General features: G+C 62.3%; 14 protein-coding genes. 6 read left to right on the forward strand and 8 right to left on the reverse strand.

Translation table 11 applies throughout. The annotated features are described in order from the left end of the window. The gene (locus AW06_RS10720; RefSeq protein ID WP_034949637.1) at positions 1-1,284 is read left to right on the forward strand and encodes an integron integrase; all 1,284 of its coding nucleotides are present in this window, start codon (positions 1-3) and stop codon (positions 1,282-1,284) included. A 97-nt stretch (positions 1,285-1,381) separates the two neighbouring features. Here AW06_RS10720 and AW06_RS10725 read toward each other — a convergent pair whose 3' ends face one another. From AW06_RS10725 to aceE, 4 genes are all read right to left on the reverse strand, one after another. Continuing rightward, positions 1,382-1,825 (reverse strand): DUF29 domain-containing protein, encoded by a 444-nt coding sequence (locus tag AW06_RS10725; RefSeq protein ID WP_034949687.1) that lies wholly within the window; start codon positions 1,823-1,825, stop codon positions 1,382-1,384. Positions 1,826-2,193: 368 nt separating this feature from the next. After that, a complete protein-coding gene (lpdA, locus tag AW06_RS10735) occupies positions 2,194-3,939 on the reverse strand; it encodes a dihydrolipoyl dehydrogenase (protein ID WP_034949644.1) in 1,746 nt (581 codons plus the stop codon). Between the two features lie 14 nt (positions 3,940-3,953). Beyond that, positions 3,954-5,300: a dihydrolipoyllysine-residue acetyltransferase gene (gene aceF / locus AW06_RS10740; RefSeq protein WP_034949648.1), complete on the reverse strand. Its 1,347-nt coding sequence runs from the start codon at positions 5,298-5,300 to the stop codon at positions 3,954-3,956. A 12-nt stretch (positions 5,301-5,312) separates the two neighbouring features. Continuing rightward, entirely contained in the window at positions 5,313-8,006 is a 2,694-nt protein-coding gene (gene aceE / locus AW06_RS10745; protein ID WP_034949650.1) for a pyruvate dehydrogenase (acetyl-transferring), homodimeric type, read from the reverse strand. Positions 8,007-8,333: 327 nt separating this feature from the next. Between aceE and AW06_RS10750 the strand changes: the two genes are divergently transcribed. Together AW06_RS10750 and AW06_RS10755 are read left to right on the forward strand one after the other, a co-directional pair. Then, on the forward strand, positions 8,334-9,056 hold the full coding sequence (locus AW06_RS10750; protein ID WP_034949651.1) for a response regulator: 723 nt from the start codon (positions 8,334-8,336) through the stop codon (positions 9,054-9,056). Beyond that, positions 9,053-11,134, forward strand: a complete 2,082-nt coding sequence (locus tag AW06_RS10755; RefSeq protein WP_034949653.1) for a HAMP domain-containing sensor histidine kinase — start codon at positions 9,053-9,055, stop codon at positions 11,132-11,134. The genes AW06_RS10750 and AW06_RS10755 overlap by 4 nt, the downstream gene beginning before the upstream one ends. A 31-nt stretch (positions 11,135-11,165) precedes the next feature. On the opposite strand, the gene AW06_RS20400 is transcribed toward AW06_RS10755, so the two are convergent. Further along, complete coding sequence (locus AW06_RS20400; protein ID WP_138677780.1) at positions 11,166-13,613, reverse strand: SUMF1/EgtB/PvdO family nonheme iron enzyme; 2,448 nt, start codon at positions 13,611-13,613, stop codon at positions 11,166-11,168. Between the two features lie 319 nt (positions 13,614-13,932). Between AW06_RS20400 and AW06_RS10765 the strand changes: the two genes are divergently transcribed. Then, positions 13,933-15,279, forward strand: coding sequence for a hypothetical protein (locus AW06_RS10765; protein ID WP_034949656.1), 1,347 nt, complete (start codon positions 13,933-13,935; stop codon positions 15,277-15,279). 87 nt (positions 15,280-15,366) lie between these two features. On the opposite strand, the gene AW06_RS10770 is transcribed toward AW06_RS10765, so the two are convergent. The 3 genes from AW06_RS10770 to AW06_RS10780 all read right to left on the reverse strand — a co-directional run bounded on the left by AW06_RS10770 (position 15,367) and on the right by AW06_RS10780 (position 18,252). Next, positions 15,367-17,574, reverse strand: coding sequence for a patatin-like phospholipase family protein (locus tag AW06_RS10770; protein ID WP_034949658.1), 2,208 nt, complete (start codon positions 17,572-17,574; stop codon positions 15,367-15,369). 42 nt (positions 17,575-17,616) lie between these two features. Next, entirely contained in the window at positions 17,617-17,874 is a 258-nt protein-coding gene (locus AW06_RS10775; protein ID WP_034949661.1) for a TIGR02647 family protein, read from the reverse strand. Between the two features lie 156 nt (positions 17,875-18,030). After that, entirely contained in the window at positions 18,031-18,252 is a 222-nt protein-coding gene (locus AW06_RS10780) for a hypothetical protein (protein WP_034949663.1), read from the reverse strand. 140 nt (positions 18,253-18,392) lie between these two features. Here AW06_RS10780 and hfq point away from each other — a divergent pair, with 140 nt between their 5' ends. Then, entirely contained in the window at positions 18,393-18,632 is a 240-nt protein-coding gene (gene hfq / locus AW06_RS10785) for an RNA chaperone Hfq (RefSeq protein WP_034949665.1), read from the forward strand. A gap of 116 nt (positions 18,633-18,748) precedes the next feature. Further along, positions 18,749-19,936, forward strand: coding sequence for a GTPase HflX (gene hflX, locus AW06_RS10790; protein WP_034949666.1), 1,188 nt, complete (start codon positions 18,749-18,751; stop codon positions 19,934-19,936). Positions 19,937-19,943: the final 7 nt, after the last annotated feature.

A 19,943-nucleotide genomic window follows, 5' to 3' on the forward strand; every position in this document is an offset into this window, starting at 1 on the left:
TTGTTACCTATTTCAGTATATATCGAGTCGCTGCCGGGACGTCGCATGAGCGAGCATCGGCCGGCGGACGTGACTGGCTACCTGGCCGATCTCGGCAGACTAGGCAGAATGCAGGACTGGCAGTTCCGGCAGGCGGTCGATGCTTTACAAAAACTCTTCGAACTGGTCGGAGTGTCCTGGCTGCGCGAGGTGGATTGGCGGTATTGGCGGGAATCGGCTCGATCGCTGCCCACCGATCATCCGACCCTTGCCCGTTCGCTGCCCCTTGGGGATGGGGCTGCCGCGGACGCCAGTCACGCGCCGGGAGATGGAACGGGGGTTGGTGCGGGTTGCGCAGTGATCGAGCGTCTGGTGGCGGTCATCCGCCAGCGGAATTATTCGATTCGTACCGAGGAGGCGTATCGCTCCTGGACGCTACGGTTCCTGACCTTTATCGGCGGCCGTGATCCGGGGGAGGCCGGCGCGACGGAGGTCGCCGCCTTTCTGGAGACCTTGGCGGTGCAGGGGAATGTGGCGGCCAGCACGCAGAATCAGGCCCTGAACGCTTTGGTGTTCCTGTATGGGCAGGTGCTGGAGCGGCCCTTGGGCGACATGGGGACGTTTCAGCGGGCCAGGCGTCCGCGGCACTTGCCCGTGGTGTTGACGCCGGGCGAGGTGGGCCGGTTGTTGGAGAATCTCGAGGGGACTTATCATCTGATGGCATCGCTGCTGTATGGCACGGGGATGCGGTTGATGGAGTGTCTGCGGCTGCGGGTGAAAGATGTGGATTTCGACTATCGGCAGATCGTGGTGCGGGACGGGAAGGCGCAGAAGGATCGGGTGGTGCCCTTGCCCGATCTGCTGATCGATCCCCTGCGGGCGCACCTGGAACGGGTCAGGGCGCTGCACGAAGCCGATGTGCAAGCGGGTCATGGGGAGGTCTATCTGCCGTTCGCGCTGGCCAACAAGTATCCGGGCGCGCCCAGGGAGTGGGGGTGGCAATACCTCTTGCCGAGCGGCAGGCTATCGGCGGACCCCCGCGGCGGGGTGACGCGGCGCCACCATTTGCATGAGAACAGCTTGCAGAAGGCCGTGAAGCAGGCCGCCATCCGCGCCCACCTGACGAAGCCGGTGAACTGCCATGCGCTGCGGCACAGCTTCGCCACGCATCTGTTGGCGTCGGGGTACGACATTCGCACCGTGCAGGAACTGTTGGGCCATGCCGATGTGTCCACCACCATGATCTACACGCACGTGCTCAACCGCGGTGGCAAGGGGGTGCAAAGCCCCCTGGATGCGTTGTAGATCGCCGCCTGGAGTCGCGCGGAGGTCAGTCGCGCGTAGGGGCACGTCTTGCAACTCAGCATGATCGCCGCTACCCCGATCACCCCTAGCCCTACCGCTACCGATTCGGTAGCCAGCTTTCATCGAGGACTTCCGTAGCCATTGCCCAAGGGCAATGGCGTGGAAGCTTGTCTATCCCGATTCCCGTCTCGGCACTGGCCAGATCGCAGGCATCGCCCCAGGCGTCGGCCCACCAGTCCGGGTCATTGAGGCAGTGACGCAGACTCGGGGTCTTGTTCAGGTGGCGAGCCATTCTCTGTCGCTGATTGCTGATCGTCACTTCCCAACTGGCGCCCCGGCGCTCAGGCTGGTGCTGCCACTTGAGAAGATGGGAGAGCAGGACCGCCATGCGGGTGGCCAGCTCGCGCTGTTCGCTCTTGCCCACGTCTTCAATCTCCTCGGCGATATGTTCCCGGTCCAGCAGATCGAAACGCCCGGCACGAATCAGCCGGGCCTGCTCGCTGGCCCAGGCCACCACGTCCGTTTCGTAGTCAGTCCCCACGGCGACCTCCACATCACGAGAAACCAGGAAACGCAGCGAGCGCTGCGGTCCAGTTTTGCAATCCAGCAGCCAGCATCCTCCCTGCCGTCAAGCAGCGCTGCATCCATCTCAAGATCAACAGGTCCGGCTCAAACCTGCCCAGGCAGCAGATTACGAAAGGGATACGATTCCATTGAGTTCGCTCATCTCGGAGGATTCCCTTCCCGCGGCGGAGTAAGGCAACAGGGCAGGATGGACCTCCCTCGCCGCCAAAGTATTTCCGAAACCCGCATCCAACGTCAAGCGCAAACATCCCTTCCGGTTCATCGAAAGAAGGACGCCGCCGAACTGCGCGTGCGGCGGCGTCGTACCACCGGAAATCGCTTCGCCTACCGCTTCTTCACCGCCGGCAGGTCGGTGCAGACGCCCTCATAGACCTCGGCCGCCATGCCGACCGACTCGCCCAGCGTCGGGTGCGGGTGGATGGTGTGGCCGATGTCGGTGGCGTCGCAACCCATTTCGATTGCCAGACAGACTTCGCCGATCAGGTCGCCGGCGTCGGTGCCGACGATGCTGCCGCCGATGATGCGATGCGTTTTCTCGTCGAAAATCAGCTTGGTAAATCCTTCTTCCCGGCCATTGGCCAGCGCACGCCCCGACGCCGCCCAGGGGAAGACGCTCTTGCCGTAGGTGATCCCTTCGGCTTTGCACTGCTCTTCGGTCTTGCCGGCCCAAGCGATTTCCGGGTCGGTATAGGCCACCGACGGGATCTGCAGGGCGTCGAAGCAGCGTTTGCCGCCGTTTGCGGCTTCGGCGGCGACATGTGCTTCATGCACGCCCTTGTGCGCCAGCATCGGCTGACCGACGATGTCGCCGACGGCGTAGATGTGCGGCACGTTGGTTCGCAATTGCGGATCGACGGGGATGAAGCCGCGCTCATTGACGGCGACACCGGCTTTCTCGGCGGCGAGCTTCTTGCCGTTCGGCGAGCGGCCGACGGCGACCAGCACGAGGTCGAAGCAGGCCTTCTCGCCGTTGCTGTAGGTCACCTCGATACCTTCGGCAGTGGCCGTGGCGGCAACCACTCCGGTGTTGAGCAGGATGCGGTCGAAGCGATGGGCGTTTTTCTTCTCCCAGACCTTGACGAGATCGCGGTCGGCGCCGGGCATCAGCACCGCGCCGAGTTCGACGACGGTGATGCGCGAACCGAGCGCCGAGTAGACGCTGGCCATTTCGAGACCGATGATGCCGCCGCCGACGACCAGCATGCGCTGCGGAATCTGCCGCAGTTCGAGGGCGCCGGTCGAGTCGACGACGCGCGGGTCGTCCTTGGGCATGAACGGCAGCGCGATCGGTTGCGAGCCGGCGGCGATGATCGCTTTCCGGAACCGGATCAGCTGGCTGCCGCCGCCGGCCAATGCCACTTCGAGGTGGTGCGCGTCGACGAACTGGCCGACTCCCTGCACGACTTCGACCTTGCGTCCCTTGGCCATGCCGGCGAGGCCGCCGGTCAGCTTGCCGACGACCTGGTCCTTGCGCGCGCGCAGCCGGTCGAGGTCGATGATCGGCGCGCCGAAACTGACGCCGCAGTCGGCCATGTGCTGCGCTTCGTCCATGACGCCGGTGATGTGCAGCAGCGCCTTGGACGGGATGCAGCCGACGTTGAGGCAGACGCCGCCGAGCGTCGGATAGCGCTCGACAAGGACGGTCTGCATGCCGAGGTCGGCGCTGCGGAAAGCCGCCGAGTAGCCACCGGGGCCGGCGCCGAGGACGAGCATTTCGCACTCGAGGTCGGCGCTGCCGGTGATCGGCGGCGCGGCTTGCGGCGCAGGAGCGACGCTGGCCGCTGGCGACGCCGCGGCGCGGGTTGCCGGTGCGGCCTCCTGCGCCGCGTCGGCGGTCTCGATCAGGGCCACCACCGACCCTTCCGAGATCCGCTCACCCAGGCTGACTTTCACCTCCTTGACGACGCCGGCAACGCTGCTCGGCACGTCCATCGTCGCCTTGTCGGATTCGAGGGTGATCAGCGCATCGTCGACCTGGACGGTATCTCCGGTGTTGACGCAGATGTCGATCACCGGCACGTCGTGGTAGTCGCCGATGTCGGGCACTTTCACTTCAATGATCTGGCTCATGATTTTTCTCCGGATCAGAGCAGCACGCGCCGCATGTCGGCAAGGAGTTGCGCGACAAAGACGTTGAAGCGGGTGGCCAGAGCGCCGTCGATGACGCGGTGGTCGGCGGTCAGCGACATCGGCAGGATCAGCCGCGGCGCAAACTCGCGGCCATTCCAGACCGGTTTCATCACCGACCGGTTGACGCCGAGGATGGCGACTTCCGGGGCGTTGATGATCGGCGAGAAATAGGTGCCGCCGATGCCGCCGAGGCTGGAAATGGTGAAGCAGGCACCGGACATTTCGCCGGGTGTCAGCTTGCCGTCGCGCGCCTTTTTGGCGAGTTCGCCGCTTTCGACAGCGAGCTGCGCGACCGATTTCTGATCGGCGTTCTTGATCACGGGAACGACCAGGCCATTCGGCGTGTCGGCGGCGAAGGCAATATGGCAATACTGCTTGAGCACCAGATTGTCGCCGTCGAGCGAGCTGTTGAATTCGGGGAATTTTTTCAGCGCGACGGTGCAGGCCTTGATCAGGAAGGCGAGCATGGTGATCTTCAGGCCCGATTTCACGTTCTCCTGGTTCATCGCCACGCGAAAGGCTTCGAGATCGGTGATGTCGGCGTCCTCGTGGTAGGTCACCGCCGGGATCATCACCCAGTTGCGCGCCAGGTTCTGCGCGGAGATTTTCTTGATTCGTGCCAGCGGCCTGACTTCGATTGCTCCAAACTTGGCGAAGTCGACCTTCGGCCAGGGCAGCAGGTCGAGGCCAGCGCCGAGCGAAGGCGCGGCGGCAGGCGCCGGGGCGGCCGTCATGACCCCCTTGACGTAGGCCGTGACGTCTTCCTTGAGGATGCGGCCTTTCGCTCCGCTGGCCGGGACCCTGGCGAGATCGACGCCGAGTTCGCGCGCCAGCAGGCGTACCGACGGGCTGGCGTGGGCGCGGGCGCCGAGCGCGAGGCCGGCGACCGGCGGCGCTGCCGGCGACGCCGGCGCCGGGGTCGGCACGCCACGGTCAGTGCCGCTACCCGGTACTGCGACCTCGACGGGGAGGCCGCCACTCGCCGCTGGTGCTGCGCTGGCCACGGTGGCGGCCGCCGGGGGAGCCGTGTCGGCGGCAGCCGGCACGGCGTCGCCCGCGGCAGACGCTTCGATGATGGCGACCACGGCGCCTTCGGACAGCTTCTCGCCGAGCTGAACGCGCACTTCCCTGACCACGCCGGCCACCGTCGATGGCACATCCATGGTCGCCTTGTCGGATTCCAGGGTTACCAGCGCATCATCCAGCTTGACCAGGTCGCCGGGCAGAACACAGATGTCGATGACCGGCACGTCGGTGTAATCACCGATGTCCGGGACTTTCACTTCGATCAATTGGCTCATCAGGGGCCTCCCTTAAACCGTCATCGGGTTGGGTTTGTTCACGTCGATGCCGTACCGGGCAATCGCTTCGGCAACCTTGCCGCGCTCGATCGTGCCATCGTCGGCAAGGGCTTTGAGCGCGGCAAGGGTGACCCAGCGACGGTCGACCTCGAAAAAGTGCCGCAACTTCGCGCGCGTGTCCGAGCGGCCGAAACCGTCGGTGCCGAGCGTCACGTAGCGACGGTTGAGGAAGGGCCGAATCTGCTCGGCGAACAGGCGCACGTAATCGGTCGCGGCAATGATCGGGCCGCGGGTATCGCCCAGGCAGGCCTCGACATGCGACACCTGTGGCCTGGCCAGCGGGTTGAGCAGGTTCGCGCGTTGCACGGCGTTGCCGTTGCGCGCCAGTTCGGTGAAGCTCGGGCAAGCCCAGAGGTCGGCATCGACTCCCCAGTCGTTCTTGAGCAGCTCGGCGGCGGCAATGACTTCGCGGAAGATCGTTCCCGATCCCAGCAGTTGCACGCGTGGCGCCGCCGGATTGCTGTCCGACGACTGACCGCGGCGCAGCAGGTACATGCCTTTGAGAATGTCGGCCTCGGCACCCGCGGGCATTTCGGGATGTTCGTAGTTCTCGTTCATCACCGTCAGGTAGTAGAAGATGTCCTCCTGCTCCTGGTACATGCGGCGCATGCCTTCGCGCATGATCACCGCGACCTCGAACGAGAAGGTCGGGTCGTAGCTGAGACAGTTCGGAATCAGGCCCGAGAGGATCAGCGAATGGCCGTCTTCGTGCTGCAGGCCTTCGCCGTTCAGCGTCGTGCGACCGGCGGTGCCGCCGATCAGGAAACCGCGGGCACGCTGGTCTCCAGCCGCCCAGCACAGATCCAGGGTGCGCTGGAAACCGAACATCGAGTAGCAGATGTAGAAGGGAATCATCTGCACGCCATGTACCGAGTACGACGTCGCGGCAGCGATCCAGTCGCTCATCGCGCCGGCCTCGTTGATCCCTTCCTGCAACACCTGCCCGTCTTTCGACTCCTTGTAGAACATCAACTGGTCATGGTCTTCGGGAACGTATTTCTGCCCTTCCTGGTTCCAGATGCCGATCTGGCGGAAGAGGCCTTCCATGCCGAAAGTCCGGGACTCGTCGGGGACGATCGGGACGACGTGCCGGCCCACTTTCTTGTCCTTGAGCAGGATGTTGAGAAAACGGACGATGGCCATCGTCGTGGACACTTCGCGACCCTCGCCGGAGGCCTTGAGCAGCGTCTCGAAAGCCGATAATTCGGGGACTTCCAGCGGTTCCGCCTGGCGCCGGCGCTTTGGCAGATAACCGCCGAGGTCCATTCGCCGCTGCCGCATGTAGGTCAGTTCGGGCGAACCTTCGGCAAACTTCAGGTACGGCAGTGCCTTGATCTGGTCGTCCGGCACCGGCAGATTGAAACGGTCGCGGAAACGCCTGATCGCGTCGTAATCGAGTTTCTTCTGCTGATGCGAGATATTCATCCCCTCGCCGGCCTGGCCCATGCCATAGCCCTTGATCGTCTTGGCCAGGATCAGCGTCGGCTGCCCCTTGTGCTCGACGGCGCTCTTGTAGGCGCTGAAGATCTTGAAGATGTCGTGGCCACCCCGGTTCAACCCCCAGACCTGATCGTCGGTCCAGTCGGCGACGAGTTCCTTGAGTTCCGGGGTGTTGAAGAAGTGCTCGCGGACATAGGCACCGTCCTTGGCCTTGAAAGTCTGGTACTCGCCGTCCACCGCCTCCATCATCCGCTGCTTGAGAATGCCCTTCTTGTCGCGGAGGAACAGCGCGTCCCACTGGGTTCCCCAGATCAGCTTGATGACGTTCCAGCCGGCGCCGCGGAAAGTCCCCTCGAGTTCCTGGATGATCTTGCCGTTGCCACGCACCGGACCGTCGAGACGCTGCAGGTTGCAGTTGATCACGAAAATCAGGTTGTCGAGCCGCTCGCGCGCGGCCATGCCGATGGCGCCCAGCGATTCGACTTCATCGGTCTCGCCGTCGCCGAGGAAGGCCCAGACCTTGCGGTCGCCGGCCTGGATGAAACCGCGGCTGTCCAGGTATTTCATGAAGCGCGCCTGATAGATCGCCTGGATCGGGCCGAGGCCCATCGAAACCGTCGGAAACTGCCAGAAATCGGGCATCAGCCACGGATGCGGGTAGGACGAGACACCCTTGCCGTCGACTTCCTGGCGGAAACAGTCCATCTGTTCGTCGGTCAGTCGGCCGAGCAGGTGCGCGCGCGCATAGACGCCGGGAACCGAGTGGCCCTGGAAGAAGATCAGATCGCCGCCGTGCCGTTCCGAAGGGGCGCGCCAGAACCACGAGAAACCGACATCGTAGAGCGCGGCCGCCGAAGCGAAGGAAGCGATATGACCGCCGACATTGCTGTCCCGGTTGGCGCGAACGACCATCGCCATGGCGTTCCAGCGGATGTAGTTATGAATGCGGATTTCCAGATCGGCATTGCCGGGATACTTCGGCTGCTGGTCGACCGGAATGGTGTTGACGTATTCGGTGGTGGCGCTGTAGGGAAGGTCGATCCCCTCCTGGCGCGCCTGTGCAATCAGGCATTCGATCAGGAAGTGGGCACGCTCGGCGCCCTCCTTGTCGATGACGCCGCTCAGGGCGTCCTGCCATTCCTGGGTCTCTTGCGGGTCCGCATCGTTCATGCTGGCCGACGGCGCGTTTTCGGGCAGATCTGCCATGACTTGTCTCCTGATCTTCAGAATCGTGAATTGGGTGGTTTTCTTTGCTAGCGGCCGAGATGAACGGCGTTAAGCAGCTTAAACCCTTGACGGACCTCGCGGTACCGCGGTGCAGCAATCAGAACATCCCGCATTGTAAAATTTAATCTTGTATCGTGCAATAAGTCTCCGATGCGTACTCCGCCAGCCTGGAGGGGTGTCGCCCGGCTACCGCCGGACAGCCGTTACGAGGACAATATCCGCACGCGCAGGCGATGACACACCGGATGGCGATGTCCGCACCCGGAAAATCAGGGATACTTGCGCCAAACCGTCATGGAGCGCGCCATGTTCAAAGTCGCCGTCATCGAAGACGACCTGCCGACCAGCAATCAACTCAAGGAGTGGATCCTCTCCGCCCGGCCGGGAATCACCGTAGCGCAATGGTTCACCCGCGACGACGCGGAGGCGGCCATTGCCCGCGAGCCCTACGACCTGGTGGTGCTGGATATCGAACTGGGACGCGAGCGCCATGCCGGCGTGGCGATCATCAACGCCATCAACAAGGGGGGACGTGGCACACCGGTACTGGTGGTCTCGGCAATGCCCGCCACGATCTACCGCAGCATCATGAAAGCGCTCGACGCCTGGGATTATCTGCAGAAGACCACCTTTTCCGAGGCGGACTTCATCGATACTTTCCTGGAAATCCTCCGCGCCGCGCGGGATCGGAGCCACGGCAAGGCCTCCGTGTCCGCCGGCGACGAACTTTCCCTGGACCCTCTTCGGCAGAGTACCCCCCTGTGGCGGGGCAAGCGGGTGAACCTGCCGCTGACCGCACAGCGCATCCTTGCCACCCTGTACCAGAAACGTGGCCAGGTCGTCTCTTATGACGAACTCTTTCAGGTCGTCAAGAGTGGCCGCAACCGGGACAATGTCCGCAAGCACATCAGCACCATTCGCGAGGCCTTTCGCGAACTGGACGAGGATTTCGACTGCATCGAGAACATCCCCATGCGCGGCTTCCGCTGGTCCGGGCAGACTTCCGGAAACGCGTTCAAATCAGAATGACCACAGCGCTGGGCTGGCTAGCATCCTTCCGGCTGCGCATCCTTTTCCGTAGCGCCTTCCTGCTCCTCGCTCTGGCGGTCGTCGCCATGACCGTCACCGTCCTGCAGGAGGAGAAGCAGCGCAGCTACGACAACTATCAGGAGGGCTTCGCCAAGACCAAGGAACAGATCGTCGCCCGGTTGCGCCACCCTGCCGGGCAACTGGCGCTCCTCAACCCGCCCCGCAGCCTGCTTCCGGCGATCGCGCCGCGGCCGGTCGTGCTGCCCTTCGCAAGCATTGATTTCGACGACCAGAACAAGGTCCGGCATGCCGTGGAAATGGCCGGTTGCCTGGTTCAGTACAGGAATTACGGCAGCCTGTGCATTGCCATCGGCAACAACCCGTGGGCTGGCGGCTTCATCTATGCTGCCGGCACCTTCGCCAGCGGCGCACTCGTCCCGCACCGGATCGGCGACGAATACCTCGATGGCGCCCACCGTTTGCGAGTGGTCATGAGCCTGCGCGGCCAGACCTACCGCTGGCTGGCACCCTTTGAAATCCTGACCGGCAACGCCCGTCCGCAGGACGAGGGCGTACGCGGCCGTTTTACCGGCTACCTGGAACTTGCCGGCCGGGATTACAGCACGGCCAAGCCGTTAAAGGAATTCCGCGGCTGGGTATGGCAGAGTGGGAAATGCCTCGATGTCGCCAGCGAGAACGAGGCGCACTGCACGAAGAAGTCTTTCTTCTCGTTGCGCCTGCCGGTTGACGCGCTGCGCGATGCGCTTTTCGAGGGCAAACGGCCCCTGTGGCCACCACCCGACCTCGACCAGTTCCAGGTTCGCATCGAAGTGTTACCGCCCGGTGACGAGAAGCCGCTCTTCGACAGCCATGAAGAGGGGGCGGTCCCGCCCTTTTCGCTCAACGAACTGACCGGCCTGCTGCTGCCGGGAGAAACGCTGAGCATCCGCAAGGCGGGCAGTGGCAACGAGGTGGATTTGGTGCAACTGAAAGGCCGGGACGAGGTGCTCGAACAAACCTCACCCCTGCTCACCCGGCTGATTCGCACGCTGCCGGTAGAAAGCTATGACACCCCCGTCGAACTCGTCGACGAAGTGGCGACTCCGCTCGGAAATTACCGGATTCTGCTCAAGGGCGATGCCCGCAGCGTCAACAAGACCCTGAGTGCCGTCGCCACCCGCGTTTCCTGGTTCGTCGGCGCGATGCTGCTGGCCATCGGGCTTGCGTGGCTGGTCATCGAATGGGGCATCGTCCGCCGCATTACCCGTCTGACCCGACGTTCCAGCGAGCTATCCAGAAGCGTCCAGGCTACCGGTGGCCTGGCGCCATTCGATCTGGCCGATCTGCGGGGCAGTGACGAACTGGGTATCCTCGCCAACTGCCTCAACGACCTCCTGCGCCGGGTCAAGGAAGATACCGAACGGGAGAGAATCCGCGCCGAGCAGGAAAAGGATCTGTGGCATGCCGTCGGCCACGAAATCATGTCGCCGCTGCAATCCCTGCTGGCGCTGCATGGGCACCCGGACGACCCCAGTCATCGCTACATCAACCGTATGCAGCAGGCGATACGCATCCTGTACGGCAGCGCCAGCCCCAGCGAGGCCTTTCAATCATCCGCCCTGCAGGTACAAACCATCGATATTGCCGATTTCCTCCGCAACGTCGCCGACAACGCAGGCATCACCAATCTGAGCTACACGCCGACCGACAAACCGGTTCTGGTGCGTGCCGACGAATACCCACTCGAAGACGTCTTTTCGCATATCCTGAAAAACGCCGACCGCTACCGATACCCCGGTACCCCGATCACGCTCACCCTGGAGACCCGTGAAAACACGGCCACGGTCATCATCCACAACGAAGGCTTGCCGATCGCCGACGATCTGATCGACAAAATCTTCGAGTACGGGGTGTCCGATCAGCCGGAGGCCGGCGCCAAAGGCAACCGTGGCCAGGGACTGTTCGTTGCCAAGACCTACATGGCCAAGATGGGCGGCACCATCGCCGCCTGCAACCTCGAAGGGGGCGTGAGTTTCGTTCTGACGCTGCAGCGGGCGACCGGCGGGGAAACCCGATAACGCGCCAAGGCAGGCTTTTCCACTGCGGATGCTATGGCAGCGTCCTGGCGAGACGAAAACCGTAGTTGATGTTCCGGCTCGACGGGACGAACCAGTCGCGCGTGGCCACGCGGGCGTAGCGCGGAATGAAGTACCAGGAAGCGCCGCGCAACACGCGCCCGACAGAGCATTCTCCGGTCGTCCAGGCCGCCCCGTCACTCGGTGCACCCGTATAGTTCTTGTTCCAGCAATCCTCGGTCCATTCCCAGACATTGCCAATCATGTCGTACAGCCCGAAAGCGTTCGGCTTGTAACTGCCGACCGCCGCCGTATAGGCACTGCCGTCGTTACAGTTGTGGACTTCCCAACTGATCCCAGGCACCTGGCTCTTGCCGGTGGCATCCATCACGTTGGCGTGGGCGCACGCCGCGTCCGGGCTCGCGCCCCAGTATCGGGCCGTGCTGCTGCCTGCCCGCGCCGCGTACTCCCATTCGGCCTCGCTCAGCAAGCGGTAGCTCTTGTTCGTCTTCTGACTCAGCCACGCAATGTAAGCCTTGGCGTCGTCCCAGCTCACACAGACCACCGGATGGTTTTCGGCCTGCGCATAGCCGGGGTTCTGCCAGTTGCGACCGCTCCTCTTTTCGCTCCTGCCCCCTTCAAACGTGTAGCACTCGCTGCCGGCGTTGTAGCCGGAGGCATTGACAAAGGCCGCAAACTGACCGCGCGTGACTTCGAACTTGCCGGCCGCAAAGCGGTTGACGCTGACGCGGTGCTGCGGACCTTCAGAGTCGAAACGGCCGGCCTCCGAGGCCGGCGAGCCCATCTCGAAACTGCCCGCCGGAATCTCCACCATCTCGGGGCAGTCCGGACAATCCCTGAAGACCTTGACCTTGTCGGGTTGCAGTTCGCCGGCCGTTTTGTCGGCTCCGCGCGGGTCTCGCTCGACGGTGCGCTTTTGTCGATCTTCCACCTGCCGGCGCTGCGCGCTGTCCTGCTTCTCCCGTTCGCCCGCTTCACGTTGCAATTTTTGCTGAGCCGCCTGCGCCAGCACCGCATAGCGCCCCTTCGGGTAGCGCGCCAGGTAAGCAGCATAGGCGCCAGTACTGGCACCGGCCTTGGCCTCTTCCCACACGGCCTGTTCAGTACGTAGCGCTTCCTGCCGTTCGCGCTCGTCGGCCTGCTGTTTCTCGGCATCCTCCCTGGCCTGTTGTGCCTTGTCACGGTCGTCGAGCTTCTTCAGTTCGATCCTCGCCAGAGCGACATACTTGCCCCTCGGGTATTTTTTGAGATAGGCGTCGAGGTATTCGCGCGCGCCACTGGCCTTCACCTCGTTCCAGAACTGGGTTTCCGGGTCTTCCACGGCGACTGGCGGTGGTGGCGCCACGACAGGGCGATCGACATGGTCGGGTTTCTTGAGGACGGCAAGTTTCACCTTCGCCGCGGCCGCGTAGCGACCATTGGGGTAGCTGTCGAGATACGCCTGATACCCGGCAATGCTCGCCGCTTCCTGCGCCGCCCTCCACGCCTCGCCCTCCGGGTCGGTCGTCGGCTGCACCTGCACCACCACCGTCGGCCCGTAAAAGAAGAAGCTGCCTCGCGATTCGTTGTATAGCGCGGGTCTTTGCTCATGGCTGATCTTGCTTGCCAGTACTTCGACGGCATCCTGCACTTCCCGCACCAGATCTTCAATGCGCACGCCCGGCCGTTTCATGCGGGCGATGAACTCGCGAGTGAAGACACCGTTGGGGTCCTGATCATGATCGCTCAGGCGGTCCAGTGCCTGCTGGCCTTTGCTGGCGGAATACACCACCATTTGCCCCTTGGGAGGCTCGATGGCGCTCAATCCGCGCGTGCTGCCGACGCTGCGCCCTTTCGATTTAAGAGGGTTGTCGCGGCAAGCGTCAACGATTACCAGGGCAAACGAGGCTTTCGCTTCGCTGAGCCTTTCGGTGAGGTCGGTGAGCCCATACGCGGTCTTCTCGACTTCACCTTCGCTGCTGGCTTCGATATCCACCGGCAACAGGTAACTGCCCGACCTGATCTGCACCCCATGTCCGGCAAAGAACACGACCACCTGATCGCCACCGGTGATTCTGTTGATGAAGGTTTCCACCGCCTTGACCATGCCCCGGTAGTTGAGGTTGCGGTGCTCCAACACTTCGAATCCGGCTGCCCTGAGTTCTCGCGCCATGGCCAGTGCGTCGTTGCCGGCCTTTTCCAGTCTGGCGACTTTTTCGTAGGCGTCGTTGCCGATGACCAGCGCCATCCGCCGGCCAGCCTGTCCGCCCTGAAGAGCCGGGTTGCGGGCAACGCCAGCGGGTTGAGGCTGAGCGCTTGCCTGGGCGACCAGAGTTTGCGGCCGGGCCTCGAACCGCTGGCCCGGCGACTCCCACCAGCCCGTTTCGGCCGGCCCGGCGGCGAATGCGCAGACCAGCGAAAAGGCGGCCATGGCCACGATCGCTGCAACACGAAGGAAGGATAACAAACGGTGTTCAGGCATGGCGAAAAGCCGTTCAGATCGGGGAGCAAATAACCATGACGCCGAGTGGATCGCCCCTTAACTGCGTATGTGCCGTAACGAAGCTGAAAGGCGCAAGCGACATTATCATTATTATGGGTACTACCCTGCCTACAAAGCAATCCTGTCCCAGGTAACAGATCCACTTTCAACCAGCTTTCGACATGGCCTGGGTTGCGGCGGGAATCCGCTCCTCTCCAGCTCACTTCACTTGCATACGCACCCGGCGCTAGCTTGATCCAGAACCCCAAATGTGTAAAGCTCTACTCCATGATCGACTATTCGAATTGAGTGATTCTCGATGCGTGCACTGGCATCGGCCTTTCTTATCCTGTCGACTGTCGTGTGGCCTCAGCTTGCCGCTGGTCAGCCTTCGACCAGCTCGTGGACCTTGACCACGCTCAAGGCGCAAATGGTTCCGGCGATCTGGGTACTCGACGGCAATGAGTACGTCCGCGAGTCCCCGCCACAGGGCGAAAACTTCCTTGAGATTCAGGGTCGGCTGACCGTGCCGCCGGGTGCGCTGCTGGACCCGATGGCGCTTTCCGAGATCCGGGTCAGGAACACCAGATCGGCGGCAATCGCCAAGCCGCAAAGCCCGTTCGTTGTCGGTTTAAGCATCTTGACGTGCCGTTATTTGCCTCCGGAAACGCGCGCGCACGACTTGTCGAGAAGGATCGTTGGCCATGACGGCAGCCTCGGCTTGTCAAGAGACAGCGCCAACGCTCCGCTGACGCTTGCGATCGAGGGTTCGCACGTCGATCTGTGCATGGCCTTTGCAGGCTCAGGCAGGATGGGTGGCAGCGTATCGCTTGAATTCGCCGGGCACTCCTTTACCATACCGCTGACGCCGATGGAGAGGCCCCGGCAAGCGGCGAAGGCTACCGCCGACCCCCCGACCAGGCCTTACTGGGACGGGTTGCTCTCTTCGCGTGCCACCCTGATCGCCGGGCTCTGTCTGCTCATCCTGGGTCTGGGTACGCTGGCGATCTGGCGGTGGCGAACGCATCGGGCCTTGCTCCCGGCAAGGCATGCGAAATCTCCGGACGACCCCGATGTCGCGACTGCCGAAGGGGACGCATCCAGATCTCCTGGATACGAACTGGTCGAACCTGAGCGCGTATCCTCAGAGCATTGTCGCACCAGCTTCGTCCGTGTTGGAACAAGCGCCGGACCCGGAAAAGCCGATTTCGAAGCTGCCCTGCGCGCCCTCCAGGGTGAGCGCTTTTCGGATGCCGATACCCTGCTGGAGCAGGCAATCACGAAAGGGTTGATGGCGACTTTCGAATGCGGCGCCTGGTCGATGCGCGGGCAGGCCGCCGCCGCCATCGGAGAGATTCCACGCGCAATCAGCTACTTCCTCAAGGCGCTCGGCGGACCGGAGGTGACTGCCCAGGCAGCCCTGCCGGCTGCCATGCATCTGGCGGTCATCTATCGTGAATTGGGGTTGCGCGCCGACGCGGTGAAGATGGAGGCTGTTGCCACAACCCTCAAGAGTGTGAATATCACGCTGGATCCCGAGGTGAACAGGAGACTCAAGCAATCTACGCAAGCGTACAGGAGGGCACTACGCGCAACGCATCCGACCGGACTGAAAGCCCTGGCGACGCGTCTGCTGCATCGGCCGCGATCGACATCGGCGACTTGAGCCCCTGCCGACCTGGGATCTCGATACCCCATACCGCTTGGCAGTTTCGCAAGCACCGCGTCCGCGTACGAGGTAGGTGATGGGCAGTCAGGGTGTCCCGAGGAACAGGTAGAAATTGGAGTAGCCGCCCTTCGATCCTGAAGTCGAGTAGCCGTAGCCCAGATAGACCGGGCCGAGTGGCGTTTCACCCCCGAGGTAGATGGCAGTCGAGTTGATCCAGCCCTTGAGATTGGTTTCCGTATAGGGCGTACCGACCTTTGCTCCTTCGAAGGCAAACCCCAGGCGCATGTCGCCGCGCAGCCCGAGCGGTAGGTGGCCGATGATCCTCTCGGCACGCAGATTGCCATAGCGGATGTTGTCACCCTTCAACTGGCCGACAGCGAAGGCGGTCATGTTCAACATGCCGCCGAGGCTGCCGGAATCGTAAATGGGCAACTGTCCTACGGGGGATCCCTGATACGACAGCCGACTGCTCAGCACCCAGTCGCCGAGGCTATGAAAGACGCTGGCACCGGCATCGAGTTTGCTGAAGTGGTTTGCCGGTGAGTCGAAATACTCGACCGCTGAACGCCAACCACTGGTTGGGAAATAGAGACGATCGGTCTGTTCGAAGTCGATCCGGCTAAACCAGCCGCCATACCGCTTCGAAACATCCGGCAGCAGCGGCACACCGGTATCGAGCCTGGGATTCCACCATTTTTCGTCCCAACCAGCGCGGACCTGGCCCAGAGTGCCAAGATTGATGCCACCGCCGAATTTCGCGCTGCCTTCGAGAACCTGGTACCCGGCAAGCTTGTGATTATCCTGATAAATGCTGGACAATTTACTGCCATAGCGCAGGTTGGTTTCGACGAAATAGCGCTGACGCTCGTCGACCGGTTGGTAGTAGTCGAATACGACGCCATTGTTCGAACCAATTTCGCCATAGGTCAGGAGTTCCCCACCCAGCGAGTTGAGCCAAGTTTTGTGGTAGGCGATGCGCAGGTTGTAGGTCGAGTCGGCCTTGAAGTTGGTGTCGAGGTTGATGCCGTAGCGCAGGTAGTCGGGTCCCCAACTCTTTTCGAGCGGCGTGACGCGCAGAATGTTGCGCTGGCGTTCGGTGAGCATTGCGTAATCGACATGCTCATAAAAGCCATCGCCATAGGTCCGCAACAAATCGGCATCGATTCTTGCCGGGTCGACCGTGTCACCCGGCCTGACCTCGATATGCTGTTCAACCATCGCCGGATTAACCCGTTTGAGTCCGGCAATCTGGATCTCATGAATCCTCGGAATTTCGCGCCGGGCCATCTGGATCTTCCCGGCCCAGGCGGCATAGGCAGCTTCGCTGACGGCCAGCGGGCGCAGGCGCTCGGCAATCGCCTCGGCCGCCGTCACCCCACGATCCGCGGTTTCCGAGGTGCTCTTGAAGTCCCCCGCGCTGACTCCTTCCAGGTCCGGCTTGATGTAGATGTCAGTCGGCTTGAGTGTGGCCAGCGATCGGGTGACGTTCTGCTCCGTCAGGATATTCACCATCTGCGTTGCAACACTTAGCAATCCGCTGATGTCGTTTGCTTTCAGCAGCGGCGATCCGACGTTGACGGCGATCACGATGTCTGCCTGGCAGCGCGAACGCACCTCGTCGATCGGTACGTTGTTCACCAGTCCCCCGTCGACCAGTTTGTAGCCCCTGGCTTCGACCGGCGACATCAGGCCGGGAACCGACATACTGGCGCGCATCGCGGTGGTCAGGCTACCCTCACGAAATACCACCTGCTCACCACGAACAATGTCGGTGGCGATGATCGAGAGCGGCAACGGCAACGTCGCGATTTCCCGCTCCCCATAATAATCACCCACCAATTGGTTGAAAAACAGTTTGATCTTCTGCCCGGTCACCACCCCGGTCTGATATTTCAGGCCGTCCGCACCGACGCCGGTCTCCGAAGCCGGCAGGAAGCGCTTATCGAGGGCCTTCTTGCGAAAACTCCTTTGCGAGTAGGGCGGGTCATCCTGGAACAGGTCATCCCAGTCGGCTTTTGCCAGTTCCGTTCGCATCATCGCCGGTTTGAGCCCGGCAGCATAGGCACCGGCCACCAGTCCGCCCATGCTGGTGCCGGCGACGCAGTCCACCGGCACGCGCATTTTTTCGAGCACTTCGAGGACACCGATATGCGCCGCGCCCCGCGCGCCACCGCCGCCGAGAACTAGACCGACGCGCGGCCGGACAGGATTCTGGTCGTCGGCGCTGGCGTTGGCCAGCATGCCAGCGGCGAGCAGCACCAGCAACAGGTGCCGGTGGGGCATTGCGTTCATGATTTCTCCAATTTATCCATATCCCGGACTGGCAGGCTACCCCTACGGTTCCGTGATCGTCGACGGATTCGAGCTGAGAATGGTCAGTACTGCCTGTGCGTGTTCGACGGCATCACGACCGAGGCTGGTCAGATAACCCCCGTCAACCAGCGTCAGTAGCCCCTTGGCGTGCAGCCGCCGGGTTGCCGCGATGATCGCCGGGTTGGCGGTCTTGTGAATCTTGATTCCCTGCTGGGTGCTGCCGAGATCGAAGAATACCAAGGTGTTGAGTTCATCGACCAGATCGGGTGTAAAAGGCATGGTAATTCCTCGTTGGTCGAAACCAGTGGTGACCGTGAGGCGCCATTCTAACGCGGTAATGCCAATGGACGCTGCAACTCTCAGGAACTGCACGCAGGCCACACGGTGGGCGAACCAGCTCCAGGAGGTGGACGCGACTGATGTCTCGCGGGCGCATCAGCTACCCGTACCACGGCGATGACTCGCTCGGCTGCCGGGCATTTTCTCATCCTCATCGCCGTCTTCCTTGCTCTGCAGATCCAGGTCCTCCTGCAGATCGTCGAAATCCTTTCGATTCTGCCGCAAAAAGAAGACCATGCCCCACACCAGAGCCGCGGCAATGATCGCGACCAACGCAAAGGTACCCCAGTCGACACTGGCCAGCAATCCGGAATCCATCGATTTCTCCTCCCTAAGACGGTGACCATTATCCTTCTTGCCGCCAATCGGCGCAGCATCTTCGGCCTGGATATGGCAAACGACAGCGAAATCAATTATCCTCGGCCTTCCAGAACATAATTAAAGATGGAGTTTGAAGGATGACCAACAAAGGGCAACTCTTACAAGACCCGTTTCTCAACACCCTGCGGCGTGAACGGGTGCCGGTTTCGATCTACCTGGTTAACGGCATCAAGCTGCAGGGTCAGGTCGATTCGTTCGACCAGTATGTCGTCCTGCTCAAGAACTCGGTAACCCAGATGGTCTACAAGCATGCGATCTCGACGGTCGTTCCGTCACGCCCGGTCACCATCCATCAGGATATCGACAACGAGGCATGATGCACTCTGCAATGTTTCGTACCGGCTCGCCGATGCGGCGGACAGCCGCGTCAAGACCCTTCTTCTGCCATCCACTGACGGCTGCGGCTTGCGGCAGGCTCTCCTAGATCTTCGACATGGTTGAGCGCGCGATCGCCGAAGAACGAGCGGTCATCGTCCAGCTCGACTTCGGTCGTGAAGACCTTGCCGAGCAGCTTGCCGAAGTCCGGTTGCTGACCCGGTCGGCCGGTGCGGTGGTCTGTGCGGTCGTGCAAGGACGTCGCCACAGCCCAGATGCGGCGACCTATGCCGGCAAGGGCAAGGTCGAAGAAGTGGCTGCCGAGGTCGCCGCACATGCGGCCGATCTGGTCATCTTCAATCACGAACTCAGCGCAGGTCAGGAACGCAACCTGGAGCGTACGCTGCAGTGTCGCGTCATTGACCGGACCAGTCTGATTCTCGACATCTTCGCGCAGCGGGCGCAAAGTTCTGAGGGCAAACTGCAGGTCGAACTGGCACAGCTCGAACACCTGGCAACACGACTGGTGCGTGGCTGGACCCACCTGGAACGACAGAAAGGGGGAATCGGTCTGCGTGGCCCAGGAGAAACGCAGCTCGAAACCGACCGTCGTCTACTCGGTATCCGCGTCAAGCTGCTCAGGGAGCGCCTGGCCAGGCTAGAACGCCAGCGAGGCGTGCAACGCAAGGCGCGTGGCCGGGGCGAGTTGCTGAACGTATCGCTGGTGGGTTACACCAATGCCGGCAAGTCGACACTGTTCAATGCACTGACGCATGCCGGCGTCTTTGCTGCCGACCAGTTGTTCGCCACCCTGGATACGACGACGCGTAAACTGTGGCTGGCCGAGGCCGGTCATATCGTGCTTTCCGATACCGTTGGATTCATCCGCGATCTGCCGCATTCGCTGGTAGCCGCTTTCCATGCCACGCTCGAGGCGACGGCCGAAGCGGACCTGCTGTTGCACGTCGTCGATTCGGCGAGTCCGGCGCGCGACGACCAGATCGCCGACGTCAACAAAGTTCTGGCCGAGATCGGCGCTGCTGATGTGCCGCAACTGACTGTGCAGAACAAGCTCGATCTGACCGGGCTGCCGCCGGCGGTCGAGCGTGATGAGTATGGTAGAATCTGGCGCGTTCGCCTTAGTGCTGTCTCCGGCGATGGTTTACCCCTGCTGCGCGAAGCGCTCGCCGAACTGGCCTTGGCGAAGACGCGGGACTTGCAGGAATTACGGGACAGCCGCGCGCGGACAGCCGGGGCTGCTGCGCAGGATGTCGATAGAATTCTCGATTCAGATGGTTCCTCATGATTTATAG

The organism is Candidatus Accumulibacter cognatus, from assembly GCF_000584975.1.
Taxonomy (GTDB): domain Bacteria; phylum Pseudomonadota; class Gammaproteobacteria; order Burkholderiales; family Rhodocyclaceae; genus Accumulibacter; species Accumulibacter cognatus.

Bases quoted from the DNA above. Each gene is read 5' to 3' on its own strand.
- lpdA (WP_034949644.1), bottom strand. From the start codon at position 3,939: ATGAGCCAGATCATTGAAGTGAAAGTGCCCGACATCGGCGACTACCAC.
- aceF (WP_034949648.1), bottom strand. From the start codon at position 5,300: ATGAGCCAATTGATCGAAGTGAAAGTCCCGGACATCGGTGATTACACC.
- aceE (WP_034949650.1), bottom strand. From the start codon at position 8,006: ATGGCAGATCTGCCCGAAAACGCGCCGTCGGCCAGCATGAACGATGCG.
- AW06_RS10750 (WP_034949651.1), top strand. From the start codon at position 8,334: ATGTTCAAAGTCGCCGTCATCGAAGACGACCTGCCGACCAGCAATCAA.
- AW06_RS10755 (WP_034949653.1), top strand. From the start codon at position 9,053: ATGACCACAGCGCTGGGCTGGCTAGCATCCTTCCGGCTGCGCATCCTT.
- AW06_RS20400 (WP_138677780.1), bottom strand. From the start codon at position 13,613: ATGCCTGAACACCGTTTGTTATCCTTCCTTCGTGTTGCAGCGATCGTG.
- AW06_RS10765 (WP_034949656.1), top strand. From the start codon at position 13,933: ATGCGTGCACTGGCATCGGCCTTTCTTATCCTGTCGACTGTCGTGTGG.
- AW06_RS10770 (WP_034949658.1), bottom strand. From the start codon at position 17,574: ATGAACGCAATGCCCCACCGGCACCTGTTGCTGGTGCTGCTCGCCGCT.
- AW06_RS10775 (WP_034949661.1), bottom strand. From the start codon at position 17,874: ATGCCTTTTACACCCGATCTGGTCGATGAACTCAACACCTTGGTATTC.
- AW06_RS10780 (WP_034949663.1), bottom strand. From the start codon at position 18,252: ATGGATTCCGGATTGCTGGCCAGTGTCGACTGGGGTACCTTTGCGTTG.
- hfq (WP_034949665.1), top strand. From the start codon at position 18,393: ATGACCAACAAAGGGCAACTCTTACAAGACCCGTTTCTCAACACCCTG.
- hflX (WP_034949666.1), top strand. From the start codon at position 18,749: ATGGTTGAGCGCGCGATCGCCGAAGAACGAGCGGTCATCGTCCAGCTC.